The sequence below is a fragment of the Chitinophaga niabensis genome (genome assembly GCF_900129465.1).
GTDB lineage: Bacteria > Bacteroidota > Bacteroidia > Chitinophagales > Chitinophagaceae > Chitinophaga > Chitinophaga niabensis.
This window is the reverse complement of the sequence record NZ_FSRA01000002.1, coordinates 2,693,849-2,714,211: the sequence shown is the minus strand read 5'-3', so window position 1 is coordinate 2,714,211 and position 20,363 is coordinate 2,693,849. Positions and strand designations below refer to the sequence as shown.

Sequence of the window (20,363 nt, the reverse complement as noted above, 5' to 3'; positions counted from 1 at the left end):
TTTACTCTTAACTCAATCTCAATATTGTTATCGTATGAATAAGCACTTGCATCGTAGAAAGTTCATCAGGAACAGCGTAGCAGCAGGTGTAGGCCTTTCTCTTTTGAATTCGCCTGCCATGCTTTTTGCCGCTGAGAAAAAAGAAAAAGTGAGGGTTGGCCTGATAGGCGTCGGCGCTCGCGGCATTGATCACCTCGATCTCTGTCTCCGCCGCAGTGATGTGGACGTAGTGGCCATTGCAGACCCGGATACTGATTATGCCATCCCAAAATGCCGGGACCTGATCCAGAAACATTATGGGGCTAAAAGAAAAGTGGCAGAATACACCAACGGTCCGGAAGATTTCCGCAACCTGTTAAAACGTTCAGACATCGATGCCGTGATCATTGCCTCTCCATGGGAATGGCACAGTATTCAGGCCATTGCCGCCATGAGAGCCGGCAAAACGCCTGCTGTGGAAGTTTGCGGCGCTGCAGACATCCAGGAATGCTGGGAGCTGGTGAATACTTCCGAAGCCACTGGTATTCCCTTATTCGGCATGGAAAATGTAAACTATCGCAGGGATGTACTGGCCGTACTAAACATGGTACGCCAGGGACTGTTTGGAGAATTGCTGCACCTGCAGGGTGGTTATCAGCACGACCTCCGTGCCGTTAAATTCAACGATGGCAAACAGCTCTATGGCGGTGGTGTGGAGTTTGGCGAAAAAGGCCTCTCTGAAGCCAAATGGCGCACCAACCATTCCGTACATCGTAATGGCGATCTGTATCCCACCCATGGCCTCGGCCCGGTGAACAATATGATCAACGTAAACCGTGGCAACCGTTTACTGTCCCTCACGTCAGTAGCTACCAAATCCCGCGGCCTGCATAAATATATTGTGGAACATCCGCAGGGTGGGCCTAACCACCCTAACGCCAAAGTAGAATTCAAGCTCGGCGATGTGGTGAGCACCCTCATCAAAACCAACAACGGCGAAACCATCCTGCTGTCTCACGACACCAATCTCCCCCGCCCTTATTCCCTGAACTTCCGCGTACAGGGCACCAACGGTCTCTGGATGGATGATTTTGATTCCATTCACATCGAAGGAAAAAGCAAGGCCCATACATGGGAAAAAGCCGGTGAGCCCAACGATGCCAGCAGCTACATGGCTAAATACGACCACCCGCTCTGGAAGAAATATGCCAACGACGCTTCCGGCGCAGGCCATGGAGGTATGGACTGGTTTGTGATCAACTCCTTCATAGAATCCATCAAACGCGGCACTCCTTATCAAATGGATGTGTACGACCTGGCTACCTGGTATGCCATCACTCCCCTGAGTGAACAATCCATCCAGGAAGGTGGTACCGTTCAATATATCCCTGATTTCACAAGAGGCCGGTGGATCAACCGTAAGCCAAACTTTGCGCTGGACGGGGAATACTAGCAGAAAACATCATATTCAAAGGGGCACCCTCTTTCTATGATAGTACTGTCATCTAATACCAAACATAGGCTTCACATAGGCTCAACATAGGGTATTCCTATAAGTAAAGAAGGGCCGTTCTTCACAGAACGGCCCTTTATATTAGTATGTTAGCATTCCTTATGCTTCAACTTTCGTTCCATCTTCAATGGAAGTCACATACACCTCAGGGATCTTGCCATAATGCTCCTGGTAGCGGGTTTGCACAAAAGAGATAAACTCATCCACCTTATCCATCCTCACCAGGTTAATGGTACAGCCCCCAAAACCGCCTCCCATCATACGGGCACCAGCTACCTCTTCCCGTTCTTTTGCCAGGTTGGCTAAGAAATCCAGTTCAGGGCAGCTTACTTCATACAGTTTGCTCAACCCCTCATGAGAAGCATACATTAAAGCCCCGGCTTCCTTCAGCTCATTCTTTTGAAGATGTGCACAGGCTTTCGTTACCCGCTCGTTCTCCTGGGTTACATACAGGCAGCGGTCGTATACCTTGGGAGATAATTTGTGCTTATACTGCTCCACCTGCTCCGGCGTTACATTACGCAGGCTATTGATATCCGGGAAAAACTCCTGGAGGACCTTCACCCCTTCCTCACATTGTGCCCGGCGTACATTATATTCTGAAGAAGCCAGGGAATGGTGCACCATGGAATTCACCAGCACGATCTTATAATCCCTGGAAAACTCAAAGGGGAAATACTGGAATTCCAGGCTGCGGCAATCCAGGAGCATCACCCTGTCCTTTTGACCATGCAGGTTGGCAAACTGGTCCATGATCCCACATTTTACACCAGGGAAGGTATGCTCAGCCAGCTGGCCTACCCTGGCCATTGCCATCCGGTCAATGCCTAAACCCAGTAAATGATCTAAACCCACTACCAGGCCTCCTTCCACAGCAGCAGAACTGCTCATGCCTGCGCCGATGGGAATATTGCCTGTGATCACACAGTCAAAACCTTTTATCTGATGCCCCAGCTGCTGAAGCTGGTAAACAACACCCAGCAGGTAGTTGATCCAACCCTTCGTAGGTTTGATGTTCTCCAGGGAAAAAGACACCTTTTCATCATTGAAAAGGGCATATGCGTTACAGGTATTGGTGCCGTTGAGGGCAATGGCATACACTATTTTTTTATCAATAGCGGCGGGTAATACAAAGCCTTCATTATAGTCGGTATGTTCTCCTATCAGGTTGATCCTGCCGGGAGAGCTTACGATCAGTGGGTCCTTGCCAAATAAACGGTGGAATTGTTCCTTAACTTGCGCGATCATCTTTAAGCGTATGTTTTACACCTAAAAATATAAAAAAGCGGGAGTATTCCCAATTTAATAAAAAAAGGCGCTCCTTCCGGAGCGCCTTTTCACATTATAGAAAACAATTATTTTGCGCGTGCTTTACCTATTTTATGGCCTGCCAGGGCAAAGAATAAAATGTACACATAACAGGGCACCATGCAATACAGGAAGGCATGTCTGAAATCAATGCTGCTGCTGTACAGGAAGTTGAACATCCCGTGAGAGTCAAACAACCCTGTATAGATCTGTGGCAGGATAGCTCCTCCCGCAATACCCATGATCAGGAATGCGGAACCGATCTTTGTATACTTGCCTAAGCCGTCAATTGCCAGCGGGAAGATTGCAGGCCACATCAATGCGTTAGCTAAACCCAGCAATGCAATGAAAGTTACCGCCAGGTTGCCATCAGTGAAATAAGCACCAAAGGTGAATATCACACCCAGGATAGCAGAGATACGAAGTCCCATATCCTGGCTGATGATCTTAGGAATCGTGGCAATACCTATTATATATCCTACCAGCATCGCTACCAGGGTGAATGAAGTAAAGTATTTGGTTTTATCCAGGCTCATACCCAGTGCCTTACCATAAGTACCGATCACATCACCCGCCATTACTTCCACACCCACATATACAAAGATGCAAAGCACACCCAGGAACAGGTAAGGATAAGCAAACACGCTGCTTCTTGCAGGAGCTGCACCAACAGCGCCATCATCACCATCTGTATTGATCTCAGGTAAAGAAGAACGTTTCAGGAAGAAAGCCAGTACCAATAACACAACAGCCATTACGATGTAAGGAGGAATAACCCTTCCGGCCAGATCGTCCAGTAACTGTGCTTTTAAAGTAGCATCTGTTGCAGCCTTGATCTGTTCTTCCAACGCACTCGCATTTTTCAATACGATGGTACTGAGGATTAACGGGCTGAGGGCACCTGCTACTTTGTTGCAGATCCCCATGATACTAATACGTTTAGCAGCGCTTTCAATTGGCCCTACTACGCTGATATATGGATTGGAAGCCGTTTGCAGTAAGGAAAGTCCTGCTCCCTGAACAAATAATCCGGTCAGGAACATAGTAAAGTTACGGCTATTGGCTGCTGGAATAAAAATAAGTGAGCCTACGGCCATCACCACCAAACCAAGGGCCATCCCGTTCTTGAATCCTGTTTTGTTAAGGATGAAGGAAGAAGGAATAGATAAAAAGAAATAAGCCATGTAAAAGGCCAAAGTAACCATTAAGGCCTGGGATACAGTTAGTTCACAGGCAATCTGTAGAAATGGAATAAGTGCGCCATTAAGCCAGGTCACAAAACCAAACACGAAGAATAAACCTCCGATAATGATCATAGCCTGCTTATACCCTCCTTCTTGCGGAGCGGCCAGAGTAGCGGTTTTACTTGTCATGAGCTGCAAGGGTTGATTTGTTCAAGAATGCCACGAACTTAATCAACAATTCTCATATTTTTTAAATATTTTAGCTAAAACGTTTGAGCAGTGAAAAAAATCAGGACATTTATTCGGTTTTTTATCCTTTTGTCAAAAAATAAATTATACATTTAGAACCAAAATTTAACAGGAATATGTCTCAGCAAACTAAGCAAGGCACCCATCCCACGTTTTTTGTACTCATTCTCGTATTCTTCTTTTGGGGATTTGTTGCAGCATCTAACAGTATCTTAATTCCCTTCTGTAAAAAACATTTCGACCTCACCCAGATCCAATCTCAGTTGGTTGACTTTGCATTCTATGGTGCTTACTTTGTTGGTTCCCTCATCCTCTACCTGCTGTCTGCTTTAAAAGGAGTAGACATCCTGAACAGGATAGGTTTCAAGAAAGGTATTATATATGGTCTCCTCCTTTCAGGTATCGGCGCTGGTATCACCATTGCTGCCGTGAACGTTGGTTTAGGAATGGAAGACAAAACCAGTGCTTTCTATCTTTTCCTAGGAGCTTATTTTATTATTGCCTTAGGGTTTTCTCTGCAACAAACAGCAGCAAACCCCTTTGCTATTTTGCTGGGAGACCCCGCCAAAGGATCGCACAGGCTGAACTTTGCAGGCGGTGTAAATTCTTTTGGTACTACTATCGGCCCATTGGTGATCAGTATCCTCCTCTTCGGCAGAGCTGCTGACGCAGCCGCCAGCACTGGGGATACAGATATCAGTAAGATCAACGTTCTCTATATAGTATTGGTATGTTTATTCCTGGCCGCCGCCGGTATCTTTGCCATCACTAAAATGCCCAAAGGCACAGAAGATGATCATTTCGAAAACTCTTCCAAAGCTACCCGCTCCCTGATCGGTATCGCAGCCATGTTCATCCTGATCACAGTAGGTATCTCCCGGGAAAAACCTTTGCCTTTCTTCATTGCAGGCATTGTTGGTATCCTGGGCATCCTCTTCTACTCTCAGATCTCTGCCCGTAAATCTTCCGGAGAAGGCTGGGGCGCTATGAAATATCCACAGCTGATCATGGGCATGATTGCCATATTTGTATATGTAGGTGTGGAAGTGAGTGTGGGCAGTAACATGGGAGAACTGTTAAAGAAACCGGGCTTCCTTACCATTGATGGTTTGAAGGAATCTGAAATAGATCCTTACATCGCGTTGTTCTGGGGAGGATTGATGGTAGGCAGGTGGACTGGTGCCATCAGTGTTTTCAACATCTCTAAAAGTACCCGCCAGATCTTATCTGTAATAGTACCTTTTGTGGCTTACGGCGTCATCCTAAGCGTGAATCATTTTAAAGGCAATGATATTTCCAAACTGTATCCCTTTGCTATCTGCATCGTGATCCAGATCCTGGGATTCTTCTATGGCCAGGACAAACCTGCAAAAACCCTGATGACCTTTGGTATCATGGGTACGGCAGCTATGGTGATTGGCTTATTCACCGAAGGCCAGGTAGCCACTTTCGCTTTCATCAGCGGGGGGCTTTTCTGTTCTGTAATGTGGCCTTGTATCTTCTCCCTGTCTATTGCAGGCCTTGGGAAATACACCGGTCAGGCTTCTTCCTTCCTCATCATGATGATCCTCGGCGGTGCATTAATTCCTCCGGTTCAGGGTGGTTTGGTAGATATTGAAGAAATAGGCATTCATATGTCTTATATTGTGCCGGTTATCTGTTTTGCTTATTTAGCGTTTTTCGCAATTCGTGTAAAATCAATCTTAAAATCCCAAGGAATAGACTATGAGTCAGCAATTAGCGGTGGGCATTGATATTGGAGGTACTAATACAAAATTTGGAGTTGTAGACCGTCGTGGTAATATATTGTGCCAGGACAGGATGTCGACCAAAGCTCACGAAGAAGTAACGATGTTCCTGGAAGAACTTCATCAGCGTTTATCAAAGCTGATAGACCAGGTTGGGGGAATATCGAACATTAAAGGAATAGGTGTAGGTGCGCCCAATGGGAACTTTTATACCGGTAATATTGAATACGCACCAAATCTGCGCTGGAAAGGTATTGTACCCTTAGCACAGATGCTGCAGGACCTTTTTGGTATCCCGGCCGTATTAACCAACGACGCCAATGCAGCTGCTATTGGTGAAATGACTTACGGCTCCGCCCGTGGCATGAAGGATTTCATTACCATCACACTGGGAACAGGTGTGGGAAGCGGAATTGTTGCCAACGGACAGTTGATCTATGGTCATGATGGATTTGCAGGTGAACTCGGCCATGTGATCGTTATCCCTGGTGGCCGTTATCACCCTGGAACAGGTGCCCGTGGCTCTTTGGAAGCTTATGCTTCTGCTACCGGTGTAACCAACACAGCCCTTGAGTTACTGGAAGCCCGCCCGGATGAACCCAGCCTGCTGCGTAACCATACAAGGGAAGAAATTGACTCTAAAATGATCTATGAAGCCGCTATCAAAGGGGATAAGCTGGCGATGGAGATCTATGAATACACCGGCAAAGTATTGGGAGAAGCATTGGCTAACTTCGTGATGTTCTCCAGTCCTGAAGCCATTGTGCTGTTTGGTGGCCTTACACAGGCCGGTGATCTGATCATGCGCCCCGTACGTCATCACATGGAACTTAATCTTTTACCGATCTTCCAGAACAAGGTAAAACTCGTTTTCTCAGAGCTGAAAGAAAGCGATGCTGCCATTTTAGGCGCCAGCGCATTAGCCTGGGAAATGAAAGAAGCATAACAGATCTCTTATCTTAGTATAGTGAAAGTCAATTACGAAGTACGAATGTAAAAATTGGTATCTTGTAATTGACTTTCTTCTTTAAAACAGTGAACAATGAGTAGCAGACGCAATTTTCTCAGGACCGCAGCATTAGGCGCCGCCGTATTATCCCTGGATGGGCCATCCGCCATCGCACAATCCAAAAAAGCAACCGGTAAAGTAAAGAAACCCATCGTAGTATCCACCTGGGATTTTGGCATTGCAGCCAACAAAGCTGCCTGGGAAGTATTGAAAAAAGGCGGTCGCGCTTTGGATGCAGTAGAAGCTGGTGTACATGTTCCGGAATCTGATCCCAATAATCATACTGTAGGTTTCAGTGGTTTTCCTGACCGGGACGGGCGTGTAACATTAGATGCCTGCATCATGGATGAATTCGGGAATTGCGGATCTGTAGCTGCACTGGAACATATCGTACACCCTATCTCGGTAGCCCGTAAAGTGATGGAGAAAACACCGCACGTGATGTTAGTAGGTGATGGCGCATTGCAATTTGCATTGGAAAATGGTTTTAAGAAAGAAAACCTGCTCACGCCGGAATCAGAAAAAGCATGGAAAGAATGGCTGAAGAAAGCGGAATACAAACCCGTGATCAACATCGAAAATAAATCTTACGACAGCAAAGGCACCACTGCCTTCAATCCTTTACAGCTACCGGGCAACGTTTATAATCATGACACCATTGGCATGGTAGCTTTGGATGCACAGGGTAATTTATCCGGTGCCTGTACCACCAGTGGTATGGCTTTTAAACTGCATGGCCGTGTGGGAGACTCTCCTATCATTGGCGCCGGTTTGTATGTAGATAATGAAGTAGGTGCGGCAACAGCTACCGGTGTAGGAGAAGAAGTGATCCGCGTGGTAGGAAGTTTCCTGGTAGTGGAACTAATGCGCCAGGGTTATTCTCCTGAAGCAGCCTGCAAAGAAGCAGTGATGCGCATTGTGAAAAAGAAACCGGAAAAAGCAAAAGAGATCCAGATCGGTTTCCTTGCCTTAAACAAGAAAGGTGAACACGGTGCTTTCTGCTTACAACAGGGTTTCAGTTATGCAGTTACAACAGGCGAAACACCTGAGCAGGAACAACTCATCAAAGGGAAACATTACTTCAAATAATGGAAAAGATCACACTGGAAATATGTGCAGCCTCGGTAGCTTCCTGCATGGCTGCTCAGGAAGGCGGGGCAAACAGGATAGAGTTATGTGATAACCTGCTGGAAGGTGGCACCACACCGAGTTATGCTACTATTGCACTCGCAAGGGAAAAAGTGAACATTGCTTTATATCCGATCATTCGCCCGCGGGGTGGAGATTTTTTATATGATGAACTGGAGTTTGAGATCATGAAAAAAGATATCCAACTCTGTAAACAACTGGGCTGCGAAGGAGTAGTAATAGGCCTCCTCACTGCAGCAGGTAAAATAGACCTCCCCCGCACAAAAGAACTCGTAGAACTGGCATGGCCCATGGGTGTTACTTTTCACCGCGCTTTTGATATGACGGACGATCCGTTCCAGGCACTGGAAGATGTGATCGCCACCGGTTGTGAACGCATCCTCACTTCCGGTCAAAGGAATACTGCCGCTGAAGGTGCTTCCCTCATTGCCGAACTCGTACAGAAAGCAGAAGGCCGCATTGCCATCATGGCCGGATCAGGCGTAAGGGCCAATAACGTAGCAGCGCTTGTAAACACCACCCACGCTAAAGAATATCATACCACCGCAAAAGCATATATAGACAGTCAGATGCAATACCGCAATCCCAATGTAAGCATGGGCGGCATTCCGGGTGTTCCGGAATATGGTATTGCCGTTAGCCAGGCAGAGCAGGTAAAGCTCATCCGCAGCAATGCCGAAGAAGCATTAAATGCCGGTTAATTATTTATAAATATTAAACATTGTATAGTATTTATTTACTACTTTTATCCACACTGGATAAAAGGAAGGCTTCTTCCTGCTCTTTATATTAAATAATTTTTAAATTGGTCAAGACATGAGAAAAGCAGGCTTCATTGCCTTAGTATTGTTATGCGGTTTAACAGTGCAGGCACAACTTAAAGGCGTTAAACATGTCATCCTCATTGGGATGGACGGATTGGGTGCATATGCGATCCAAAAAGCAGACAATCCGAATATGAAGCAATTAATGGCAGAGGGTAGCTGGACGTTGAAGGCGCGCAGCGTATTACCATCTTCCAGCGCAGTGAACTGGGCTTCCATGTTAATGGGTGCCGGATCAGAACTGCACGGATTCACCGAATGGGGAAGTAAAACCCCTGAAGTGGAATCCCGGGAGCTTGACCTGTATGGTCTTTTCCCTTCGATCTTTACTTTATTACGTCAGCAAAAACCAAAGGCTGAAGTGGGCGTTATATATAGCTGGGGAGGTATTGGCTACCTCTTTCCGAAAAAGGCAGTGAACAAAGATCAGGGATGCCCTAACGACACCGCTACTACAGAAGCGTCTATTAACTATATTAAAGAGAAGAAACCTGATTTCCTGTTCATACATTTCGATCAGCCGGATGGCGTGGGTCATAATATCGGGCACAATATTCCCGAGTATTATGAACAAGTGCATAAGAACGATGTTTTATTAGGCCAGATACTGCAGGCCATAAAAGATGCCGGCATGTGGGAAAACAGCGTGATCATGCTGAGTGCAGATCATGGGGGGATTAATAAAGGCCACGGTGGCAAAACCATGGTGGAAATGCAAATTCCCTGGCTCATCCGCGGAAAAGGTATTAAAAAGGGGCATGAAGTACAGGAAAGTGTGGTCACATACGATACCGCTGCAACAATAGCATGGATCTTTGGTCTGAAAATGCCACAGGTATGGACGGGACGGCCGGTAAAAGATGCGTTTGAAAAGTAATTTGATTTCCGGGCGTGTTGGATGGCACTAAACTTGTAAACTTTATACAGATCATATTATATACGTCCGGGAAATTTCAATTTTAACATATATGCATCGACTTATCTTTATTTTAATGCTAACCCTCTCCGCCACTGCACCTGTATCAGCACAGGTACAAGGGCAGGTGATCAAAGTGCTCAGTTACAATATTCATCACGCTGAAAATATGAAGGGCGAAGTGGATATCCAGGGCATTGCCAACATCATCCTTGCTACCAATCCAGACCTGGTTGCTTTACAGGAAGTAGATAGTTCTACCAACCGTGTCAAAAAAGCGAACCAGTTGAAACAGCTGGCAGAAGCTACCGGTATGTACATTTATTTCGGTAAAGCTATGGAACATGATGGTGGCGGATTTGGCAACGGCGTACTCTCCCGCTACCCTATCGAAAAAAGCTACAGCATTGCATTACCCGCTAAAGGTACCGGCAGTGAACCACGCAATGCGGCTGTGATAACAGTTAAATTACCGGGAGACAGCCTGCTGCAATTTGCCAGCACACACCTGGATCACCTGGAAGATCCTACAGACCGCCTGGCACAATCTGCTCTGCTAAATCAGCATTTTTCTGCAAACCAGCTGCCGGTTATCATTGCCGGGGATTTTAATGCTTTGCCGCCATCAAAAGAGATCGCATCTGTTAAGAATATTTTCCTGGACGCCACAGAAAAGCTGGGCCCCACCTGGCCTTCAGACAAACCAACGCAGAAACTGGATTACGTTTTCCTGGCAAACAAACTACAGTGGCATGTGATCAATGCCTTTGTGGTGGAAGAAACCATTGCCTCAGATCACCGGCCGGTCATTTGCGAATTATTACTAAAATAAAATTATTTAAAAAGGCTCCCGGATCGGGAGCCTTTTTATTTGAGTTGTTAAAAATCCTTACACTAAAACGTTTTAGCCCCATTTTGTTTATTTTAGCAACGTAAAAAAACAGTGAATGAAAAAATGGTTGGTTGTACTAGCCCTTGGGCTAGTGTCTGCAGCGCAGGCTCAGCAGGTGAATTATGCAGAAAAGGTAAATCCCTTTATTGGCACAGGCGGTCACGGGCATACTTATCCCGGTCCCAGTCTGCCTTTTGGAATGCTGCAATTAAGTCCTGATACAAGGCTGAAAGGATGGGATGGATGCTCCGGTTATCATTATACGGACTCCATCATGTATGGTTTCTCTCACACACATTTAAGCGGCACCGGTATTGAAGATTATTGTGATATACTCCTGATGCCCGTTACAGGGAAACCTGCCTGGAACAACGAACAATATGCTTCTCCCTTCTCCCATAAAAATGAAAAGGCCTACGCAGGATTTTATAGCGTAAAGCTGGATAAATACGATATCCAGGCTTCTCTCACCGCTACAAAAAGAGTGGGCCTTCATAAATATGAATTCCCCGCATCCGCAAAAGAAGGTCATGTTCTGCTGGACCTCTATCACCGCGATATCGTGATCAATTCCAGCCTGAAAGTAGTGAACGATAGTACCGTGACCGGTATGCGCCGTTCTACCTCCTGGGCAAAGGACCAGGTGCTGTTCTTTGCCATGAAATTCTCCAAACCATTTAAATCACACAACGTGGCATTGATGGATACAGAGAATGGTGCCCTGAAACAGGCGGAAGGAGGTAATATCAAAGCATATTTCACTTTCGATGTAAAAGATCCCGTATATGTGAAAGTGGCGATCTCCGGTGTAAGTGAAGAAGGTGCCATGAAAAACCTCGATGCAGAAATGCCCGGGTTCGACTTTAATGGTACATTGGCAGAAGCAAAGAGTGCATGGAACAAGGAACTAAGCAAGATCGAAATAAAAGGCGGCACCGCTGACCAGCAAACCATCTTCTACAGTGCATTGTACCATGCCTGCCTGAATCCTAACCTCTATATGGACGTGGATGGCCAGTATCGCGGTACGGATCAGAAGATCCATAAAGCAGAAGGTTTTGAGAACTACAGTGTGTTCTCTTTATGGGATACGCACCGTGCTTTGCATCCTTTAATGACCATCATCAATCAACAGAAAACAAACGACTGGATCAATACCTTCCTCGTACAATATAAATATGGCGGCATGCTGCCGGTATGGGAACTCAGCGCAAATGAAACCTTCTGCATGATCGGTTATCATTCCGTTCCCGTGATCGTGGATGCTTATCAGAAAGGTATTCGCGGATACGATGCAAAGTATGCCCTGGAAGCCATGCGCAGCTATGCAGAAGGAACGCAGTTCGGTATGCAGCATTACATCCGGCAGGGTTACCTGAGTATGGATACACAACCGGAATCTGTTTCCCGCACACTGGAATATTCTTATGACGACTGGTGTATTGCGCAAATGGGTAAAATGCTGGGGCAGGATGAGGTGTACAACCGCTACATGCGCAGAGCACAATCCTACAAGAATATATTTGATGCTTCCACCGGCTTTATGCGGGGCAAAATAGGTGGCCGCTGGATGAGTCCCTTCGACCCTACAGAAGTAAACAACTTCTTTACAGAAGCCAACTCCTGGCAATACAGCTTTGCCGTACCACATGATGTAAGTGGTCTTGTAAAACTGCAGGGCGGCACTGCAAAGTTCACAGATAAATTAAATCACTTATTCACTACAGAAGATAAATTATCCGGCCGTCATCAATCTGATATCACAGGGTTGATCGGCCAATATGCACATGGCAATGAGCCAAGTCATCATATTGCTTACCTGTTCAATTATGTAGGCCAACCCTGGCGTACACAGGAACTGGTACACCAGGTACTGACAACCCTCTATCACAATGCACCGGATGGTTTGAGCGGAAACGAAGACTGTGGTCAGATGAGTGCCTGGTATGTAATGAGTGCTATGGGTATTTACCCGGTAACACCCGGCGACGGAAAATATGCACTCGGCAGTCCGCTGTTTGACGAGGTGAAGATCCACCTGGAAAATGGAAAGACCTTTACCATCAAAGCAAAAGACCGCAGTGCTAAGAATTTCTATGTACAATCCGTAAAACTGGACGGGGCTGCATTACCCGTTTCCAGCATTCCTCACACAGCCATCATGAATGGTGGCGTACTGGAATTCAACATGGGCGCTACAGCCAATAAAGCCTGGGCCAGTGGGAACAATGTTCCGGTAAGCAGTATAAAGGATGATATGATCGTACCGGTGCCATTTGCATTAGCGGAATCAGACAGGTTCAACCATTCGATGAAAGTTTCGCTGAAGGCCGTGGAACCGAATACCCTGATCTATTACACGCTGGATGGCTCCACTCCTACCAGCAAATCAACAAAATATACACAGCCCTTTAACATCAGCAAGTCTGTTACCCTGAAGGCCATTGCTTTCAGAAATGGCCAGTACAGCCAGTTGATGCAAACCCCTTTCTTCCTGATACCAACAGATAAAACCATCAAAGTACTCTCCAGGATCAACCCGCAATTCACAGCTGGCGGGCCTGATGCATTGATAGATGGCATCCGCGGACAGGAAGATTTCCGCCTGGGTGCATGGCAAAGCCATTATCCCGGCAACCTGGAGGCCATCGTAGATCTCAAAGCACCCCGCAACCTGAAAAAGCTGGGCTTAAGCGTATTGCAGGACCTGGGCGTATGGATCTGGTATCCCACGCAGGTAGAATTCTTCGCTTCTGATGATGGAAAAGCGTTCACTTCCCTGGGCGTAGTAAAAAACACTTTCTCAGACAAGGAATATGGTAGTTTCACCCAGGTGCTGAGCCTGCCGGTGCAAACCAAAGCCCGTTACGTGAAAGTTGTGGCCCTTACCCATGGTGTAATTCCTGATTGGCATCCCGGCAAAGGAGAACCCTGTCATATTTTTGCAGATGAAATCATAATAGAATAGTATTTTCCGGAAGCTAATCATAAGGACATGACCATAAAAAGATTATTACACATGGCTGCATGCTGTGCTGCATTAGGATTTGCCTCCTGCTCTCAAACAGGGGATGCCTCCACAGCACCGAAAGCCAAAGTGAGCATCATCCCTTTACCCGTAAGGCTCACAGAAGTTGCGGATTCTTTCCTGCTGGACAAGCAGACAGTATTGGTAGCAGCTTCTCCTGAAGACAGGCAAACAGCTGCCCTTTTCAATACCTTCCTGAAAGAATTGAGTGGTTATGAATTGAAAGTACAGGACAGTGGTACCCAAAACGCCATTGTTTTCAAAAGCGGGCCGGAAGAACTACCAGGTAATATGTTAACACCTGGTTTGAAGGAAACATATGCGCTGAAAGTGGGGAAAGATAATATCATCGTCAGGGGTGATGATGCAGCTGGTACATTCTACGGTATGCAAACCCTTATCCAGTTGGTACCACTGCAGAAAGCAAAAGCATTCTGGATAGCCGGCGTTGACATTTACGATCAGCCCCGTTTCCCCTATCGTGGTTTGCACCTGGATGTGGGCAGGCATTTCTTTCCTGTGGAATTCGTCAAGAAATACATTGACCTGATGGCGATGCACAAGATGAACACTTTCCACTGGCACCTTACAGACGATCAGGGCTGGCGGATAGAGATCAAAAAATATCCCAGGCTGCAAGAAATAGCTTCCCGCCGCAAAGAAACCATGATGGGCCATTACAACGATCAGAAGTATGATGGCAAACCTTATGGCGGTTTCTATACACAGGAACAGATCAGGGACGTGGTGAAATATGCTGCAGAAAGATATGTGACCGTGATCCCGGAAATTGAAATGCCCGGCCATGCACTCGCAGCGTTAACCGCATATCCTCACCTGGGTTGTACAGGCGGGCCATATGAAGTAGGTACCCGTTGGGGCGTATATGATGATGTGTATTGCGCGGGCAACGATTCAGTATTTACTTTCAACCAGGATGTATTGGATGAAGTAATGCTGCTTTTCCCCAGCAAATACATTCATATCGGCGGAGATGAAAGTCCAAAGGTACGTTGGGAGAAATGCCCTAAGTGCCAGAAGCGCATGAAGGATGAAGGACTGAAAGACGAACATGCGTTACAGAGCTATTTCATTCAGCGCATTGAAAAATACCTCAACAGCAAAGGCCGCCAGATCATTGGCTGGGACGAGATCCTGGAAGGTGGTCTTGCCCCTAACGCTACCGTAATGAGCTGGCGCGGAATTGAAGGAGGTATTGCCGCAGCAAAACAACATCACGATGTGATCATGACGCCCGGCAATTATTGTTACCTGGACCACTACCAATCCCAGGGTAAAAACGAACCTTTGGCCATTGGTGGTTTCACACCCGTAAGTGAAGTATATTCTTACGAACCTGTTCCGGATGAACTCAGCAGAGAAGAAGCCAGGCTCATCCGTGGTGCACAAGGCAATGTATGGACGGAATATATGAAGAACTCCGAACATGTAGAATACATGGTATACCCACGTGCTATTGCATTAGCCGAGGTACTCTGGACGCCGAAAGAAAAGAAGAACTACGATAACTTCCTGGAACGCTTAAAAACACATCTGCCATTGCTGGCCATGAAAGGTGTGAATTATGCCAAACATGTATTTGAAGTACGTGGTGTAGTGGAAAGCGATGGCAAAGGTGGTGTGCAGGTTAAACTGGATAGCAAGCTGGATGGTGGTAAGATCACTTTCACTTTAGATAGCAGTGGCCCTACTGCTGCGTCTGCCGCTTACACAGCTCCTATCCCTGTTCAGCAAACAGGTGTGGTGCGCGCCGCAGTTTTCCAGGATGGCAAACAATATGGCAATGAATTCTACCAGGCATTTGTATTACATAAAGCTGTAGGTAAAAATGTTACCCTGGCTAAGCCCCCTCACCAGAGCTATAACCCCGGCAGTGCTTTTGCATTGGTGAATGGCATTGAAGGTGTAAAAGCTTACAACGATAATCAATGGACCGGTTACAGTGGAGACAACCTGGAAGCTGTAGTGGACCTCGGAGATTCCACAGAGATCAAACAAGTAGGACTGAATACACTGAGCTTTAAAGATCAATGGATCTATCCTCCTAAACAGGTCACCTTCCTCGTATCTGCTGATGGGAAGAATTATAAAGAAGTCTATAAAGAAACTACTTTTGATGGCAACGGCATCATCAAACTGCGGCATGCTGTAACAGATGTGAAAGCACGTTACGTAAAGGTGATTGCCCTCAATGCAGGTAAGATCCCAACAGGTGCCCAGGGAGCAGGAAATCCTGCATGGTTATTTGTGGATGAGATCATCATCAACTAACATTACTACCACCAGGTAATTGTATAAAGGGAGGGCTGCTCCCCGATACGGCAGCCAGTAAACAAAAAAATAACCGGTACTGAAAAGTACCGGTTGTTTTATCTTACTGTTTTGCTATTCGTGACCCTTGTTACACCCCGAGTCATTATTTTGAGTTTACCCACAAAGTCCATTTAGCATCAAACTTGTACCATTCACCTTTAGGTCCTTCCCATTTCCATTCCGGTACTTCGCTGAAGTTTTTACCGCCATCTGCGGTCCACCACAATTTGCCTTCACCTATCTTGAGCCATTTGCCATCTTTATCAGCCCACATACCACCTTCTACAGCGGCCCATTTTTTACCGTCTGTGCTCCACCATAACTGGGCATTCTTATCTAACTTGTACCAATAGGTTTTTCCATCCTTCAACCCTGCCCATGTGCCTGTTTTGGATTTCATCCAATCAGCGTCATTTACGGTAATGTGACCGGCAGGTGTAACCGCATGGGTTACGGCAATACTTGTTGTGAGCATCAGGAATGCACCTGATACCACTAATAACATCTTTTTCATCAGTAATTCGTTTTGATTATTTGCCGTAGAAGAATGCATCCGGACGTTTGCTTCTTCCCGGCCGATCGGTTAGAATTTTTCATTCTTACCATCCAGGTCCGGCGCTGAATGTTTATTACTTTCCTGCAGGGTTTGTAATTAAGTTGCTGAATATAAGTACGCAGGTTAAAAGATTTTGGATTTAAACGGGCCAATTAACATTTCTACCGCAATCCATTGCAGGAAGTTGCTAATATGTTAATTTCTCCCGTTAGCAGGGGGTTTTCAATAGTAAATCATAAATTTTCAACAACATTCCCTAGATTTTGACTAATTTTCGGGCTCGTTTTTAAAAACGCATTTAAAATACTTGAACAATGACCATTAATCACCAGGAAATTGAACTGATAGACAGTTTTGAGCAGATTTCCGTGGACATCCACCCTACAGCAAAGGACGGATCGAAAGCAGTGGCAAAGGAAATTGCCGCCCTCATCCGTGAGAAACAAGCAGCAAAAGAGCCAGCAGTGCTGGGTTTAGCTACCGGATCAACACCCAAATACCTGTATGCTGAATTGGTACGCCTCCACAAAGAAGAAGGCCTCAGTTTTAAGAACGTGGTAACCTTTAACCTGGATGAGTACTACCCCATTGAACCGGATGCTTTACAGAGCTACAACCGCTTCATGAAAGAACAATTATTCAATCATATTGATATCCCGGAAGGGAACTACCATGTTCCGGATGGCACCATCCCCAAGGAGCAGATCAAAGCCTACGCAGAAGCCTACGAACGTAAGATAGAAGAAGCTGGTGGCATCGATATCCAGATCCTGGGCATCGGCAACAACGGCCACATCGGTTTTAACGAACCGGGTGCTAACATTAACTCCCACACCCGCCTGGTTACATTGGATAATTCCACCCGCCTGGCCAACGCATATGAATTTTCTAATATGAGCGCCGTTCCCCGTCTGGCAGTGACCATGGGGATCAACACTATCATGAAAGCCAAAAAGGTGATCCTGCTGGCATGGGGTTCTCATAAAGCCAAGATCGTTTGCCGCTCTGTAGAAGGCCACAGCACTGACCAGGTGCCGGCTTCCCTCCTCCAGCAGCATCGCAATTGCACATTTGTAATAGACGAGCAGGCAGGAGCAGAACTGACCCGGAATAAAGAGCCCTGGCTCACCGGCGACTGCGAATGGACGCCTAAGCTGATCCGCAAAGCCGTAACCAGCCTGGCCCTGAAACTGAATAAGCCTATCCTGATGCTTACAGATAAGGACTATAACAATAATGGTCTGAACGATCTTATTGTACAATATGGTTCTGCCTATGAGCTGAACATCAAAGAATTCAACGCAATCCGGGATACCATTACCGGCTGGCCTGGTGGAAAACCCGGTACCCAGCTGCCTAATCATCCTGAACGTTCCCAACCGGAACATAAACGCGCCCTGATCTTCTCTCCCCACCCGGATGATGATATCATTTCCATGGGCGGTACTTTCATCCGCCTGCACGAACAGGGGCATGATGTACACGTTGCTTACCAGACTTCCGGTAACATCGCTGTAACGGATGAATTCCTGCTGCGTTTCATCGACTTCGCCGTAGGTTTTGAAGGAATGTTCGATATAGACAGAAGCAAAAGCTCCCAGATCCTGGAAGATGCGAAAGCCTTCATTCAGATCAAGAAGCCCAGCCAGAAAGATACTGCCGAGATCCGCGCCATTAAAGGTCTGATCCGTCGTTGTGAAGCAAAGGCCACTTGCCGCTATGTAGGTATCAAAGAAGAGAATGCTCATTTCCAGAACCTGCCTTTCTACGAAACCGGCCTTGTTGAAAAGAAACCAATGGGAGAAGAGGATGTTCAACTCACAGTAGACCTCCTTCGCCAGTTGAAACCACAACAGATCTTCTGTGCCGGCGACCTTGCAGATCCGCATGGTACCCACAAAGTTTGCCTGGATGTGATCTTTGAAGCCCTCAACAGGCTGAAACATGAAGAATGGATGAAGGATTGCTGGGTATGGCTGTACAAAGGCGCATGGCAGGAATGGGATATTCATGAAATTGAAATGGCAGTGCCCATGAGCCCTGACCAGATCATGCAAAAACGCCTGGGTATCTTCATTCACCAAAGTCAGAAAGACGTTGTGCCGTTCCAGGGAACAGATGCACGTGAGTTCTGGCAACGTGCGGAAGAACGTAACGCCAATACTGCAGACCTGTACGACCGCCTCGGTTTACAGAAGTATGCAGCCATGGAAGCATTCGTTCGCTACCACTTCTGATAAATAACGGATTTTATATATAAAAAGGGCTCAACGGTGTTGGGCCCTTTTTTATTAACTTTGCGAACTATGAATGTTACCCTTTTAGCTGGTTTGATCATCGGGCTGTTTTCCGGCGGCCTGCTGACCTGGCTCTTCTTCCGGAAACATTACATTCCGCTCCATCAGGCCCTTACACGCCAACAGGTAAATGAGGAGTATGTGGTCCGGGATATGTATGATAATCTTCAATACACCCTGCTGGAAAGAGAAAAAGAGATAGAACGCAAGGCAAAGGAGATCATCAGCCTCAGCAGTCAGCTTTCCGGCCTCCAGGTAGAAAAGGATAAGCTCAACGAAAAGCTCAACGATTTCGGGCAGGAACTGCTCAAAATGCAGGAGAACAACCGGGAGCAGTTCCGGAACATGGCTACGGATATCCTTCGCGAAAAGAGCAAAGACTTCGAAGAAACCAACAAAACATCACTGGATCATATCCTCGCCCCGCTGAAAACAGATATCGGCCAGTTTAAGAAAACCATAGAAGATACCCGCAAAGAGGATATCCAGGAATTCACCTCACTCAAAAAAGAGATAGCATCCCTTTCCAAGCTCAACGTACAACTCAGTGAAGATGCACAACGCCTCGCCGGAGCCTTACGTTCCGATGTAAAAGTGCAGGGTAATTGGGGAGAAGACAGGCTACGCTTAATATTGGAATCCGAAGGCCTCCAGAAATACATCGACTTCACCAGTGAAGAAGTTTTACGCGATACAGAAGAAGACCGCAACCGCCGGCCGGATATTATCCTCAGGCTGCCGGATGGCAAACACCTGGTGATAGACAGTAAAGTATCCCTCAACGCTTATGTAGCTTATTTCAATGCCAGCGATCCTGAAGAAAAGAAAGCCTACATGAAGCAGCTGGTACGGAACATCAACGAACATATAGATGAACTGTCCGCCAAAAACTATCATGCGCTCAATGGCCTGAACACACCGGATTTCGTTTTTATGTTCATGCATTTTGAATCCGCACTCACACTGGCATTAAACGAAAACCCGGAGATCTTCAATCGTGCCCTCAGGAAAAAGATCGTGCTGATCACACCTTCCACATTAGTGGCTACGTTTAAGATCGTGCGGCTCCTGTGGCAGAATGAGAACCGTGTACGCAATGTGGAAGAGATCTTCCGGCAATGCGGCCTGCTCTATGACAAGTTCATTTCATTCCTGGATGAAATGAATAAGATCGGCCACAATCTCCGCCAGGCCGGCAATGCTTATGATGATGCCATGAAACGGCTGAAAGATGGCAAACGAAAAGGAGATACCATCATCGGGAAATTTGAAATGATCAAAGACCTCGATGCAAAAACAACAAAACATTTGCCCGATAATCTCTTAACAGAAATAGACCTGCTCTTTCCGGAAGAGCATATTAAAGCAGAATAAAGC

14 protein-coding genes are annotated in these 20,363 nt (G+C 46.4%); 11 read left to right on the top strand and 3 right to left on the bottom strand.

The features are described 5' to 3' along the window. Positions 1-34: 34 nt before the first annotated feature. On the top strand, positions 35-1,432 hold the full coding sequence (locus BUR42_RS28420) for a Gfo/Idh/MocA family protein (RefSeq protein WP_200798381.1): 1,398 nt from the start codon (positions 35-37) through the stop codon (positions 1,430-1,432). 159 nt (positions 1,433-1,591) lie between these two features. On the opposite strand, the gene galK is transcribed toward BUR42_RS28420, so the two are convergent. Together galK and BUR42_RS28410 are read right to left on the bottom strand one after the other, a co-directional pair. After that, entirely contained in the window at positions 1,592-2,740 is a 1,149-nt protein-coding gene (galK, locus tag BUR42_RS28415; protein ID WP_074242905.1) for a galactokinase, read from the bottom strand. A gap of 107 nt (positions 2,741-2,847) precedes the next feature. Next, positions 2,848-4,173, bottom strand: a complete 1,326-nt coding sequence (locus tag BUR42_RS28410) for a sugar MFS transporter (RefSeq protein WP_074242904.1) — start codon at positions 4,171-4,173, stop codon at positions 2,848-2,850. A 176-nt stretch (positions 4,174-4,349) separates the two neighbouring features. Between BUR42_RS28410 and BUR42_RS28405 the strand changes: the two genes are divergently transcribed. From BUR42_RS28405 to BUR42_RS28370, 8 genes are all read left to right on the top strand, one after another. After that, positions 4,350-5,987: an MFS transporter gene (locus tag BUR42_RS28405; protein ID WP_074242903.1), complete on the top strand. Its 1,638-nt coding sequence runs from the start codon at positions 4,350-4,352 to the stop codon at positions 5,985-5,987. Then, positions 5,959-6,927: an ROK family protein gene (locus tag BUR42_RS28400; protein ID WP_074242902.1), complete on the top strand. Its 969-nt coding sequence runs from the start codon at positions 5,959-5,961 to the stop codon at positions 6,925-6,927. Before BUR42_RS28405 ends, BUR42_RS28400 begins: the two co-directional genes overlap by 29 nt. A 96-nt stretch (positions 6,928-7,023) precedes the next feature. Beyond that, complete coding sequence (locus BUR42_RS28395; RefSeq protein WP_074242901.1) at positions 7,024-8,079, top strand: glycosylasparaginase; 1,056 nt, start codon at positions 7,024-7,026, stop codon at positions 8,077-8,079. Continuing rightward, complete coding sequence (locus tag BUR42_RS28390; RefSeq protein WP_074242900.1) at positions 8,079-8,840, top strand: copper homeostasis protein CutC; 762 nt, start codon at positions 8,079-8,081, stop codon at positions 8,838-8,840. The genes BUR42_RS28395 and BUR42_RS28390 overlap by 1 nt, the downstream gene beginning before the upstream one ends. A gap of 115 nt (positions 8,841-8,955) precedes the next feature. Further along, a complete protein-coding gene (locus BUR42_RS28385) occupies positions 8,956-9,840 on the top strand; it encodes an alkaline phosphatase family protein (protein ID WP_074242899.1) in 885 nt (294 codons plus the stop codon). Between the two features lie 91 nt (positions 9,841-9,931). Continuing rightward, entirely contained in the window at positions 9,932-10,711 is a 780-nt protein-coding gene (locus BUR42_RS28380) for an endonuclease/exonuclease/phosphatase family protein (RefSeq protein WP_074242898.1), read from the top strand. 115 nt (positions 10,712-10,826) lie between these two features. Then, on the top strand, positions 10,827-13,739 hold the full coding sequence (locus tag BUR42_RS28375) for a GH92 family glycosyl hydrolase (protein WP_074242897.1): 2,913 nt from the start codon (positions 10,827-10,829) through the stop codon (positions 13,737-13,739). 27 nt (positions 13,740-13,766) lie between these two features. Further along, positions 13,767-16,091 (top strand): glycoside hydrolase family 20 protein, encoded by a 2,325-nt coding sequence (locus BUR42_RS28370; RefSeq protein WP_074242896.1) that lies wholly within the window; start codon positions 13,767-13,769, stop codon positions 16,089-16,091. Positions 16,092-16,236: 145 nt separating this feature from the next. Here BUR42_RS28370 and BUR42_RS28365 read toward each other — a convergent pair whose 3' ends face one another. Then, positions 16,237-16,647 (bottom strand): hypothetical protein, encoded by a 411-nt coding sequence (locus BUR42_RS28365; protein WP_074243271.1) that lies wholly within the window; start codon positions 16,645-16,647, stop codon positions 16,237-16,239. 356 nt (positions 16,648-17,003) lie between these two features. On the opposite strand from BUR42_RS28365, the gene nagB reads away from it, so the two are divergent. Further along, positions 17,004-18,926: a glucosamine-6-phosphate deaminase gene (gene nagB / locus BUR42_RS28360; protein WP_074242895.1), complete on the top strand. Its 1,923-nt coding sequence runs from the start codon at positions 17,004-17,006 to the stop codon at positions 18,924-18,926. Between the two features lie 69 nt (positions 18,927-18,995). After that, positions 18,996-20,360, top strand: coding sequence for a DNA recombination protein RmuC (locus BUR42_RS28355; protein ID WP_074242894.1), 1,365 nt, complete (start codon positions 18,996-18,998; stop codon positions 20,358-20,360). Positions 20,361-20,363: the final 3 nt, after the last annotated feature.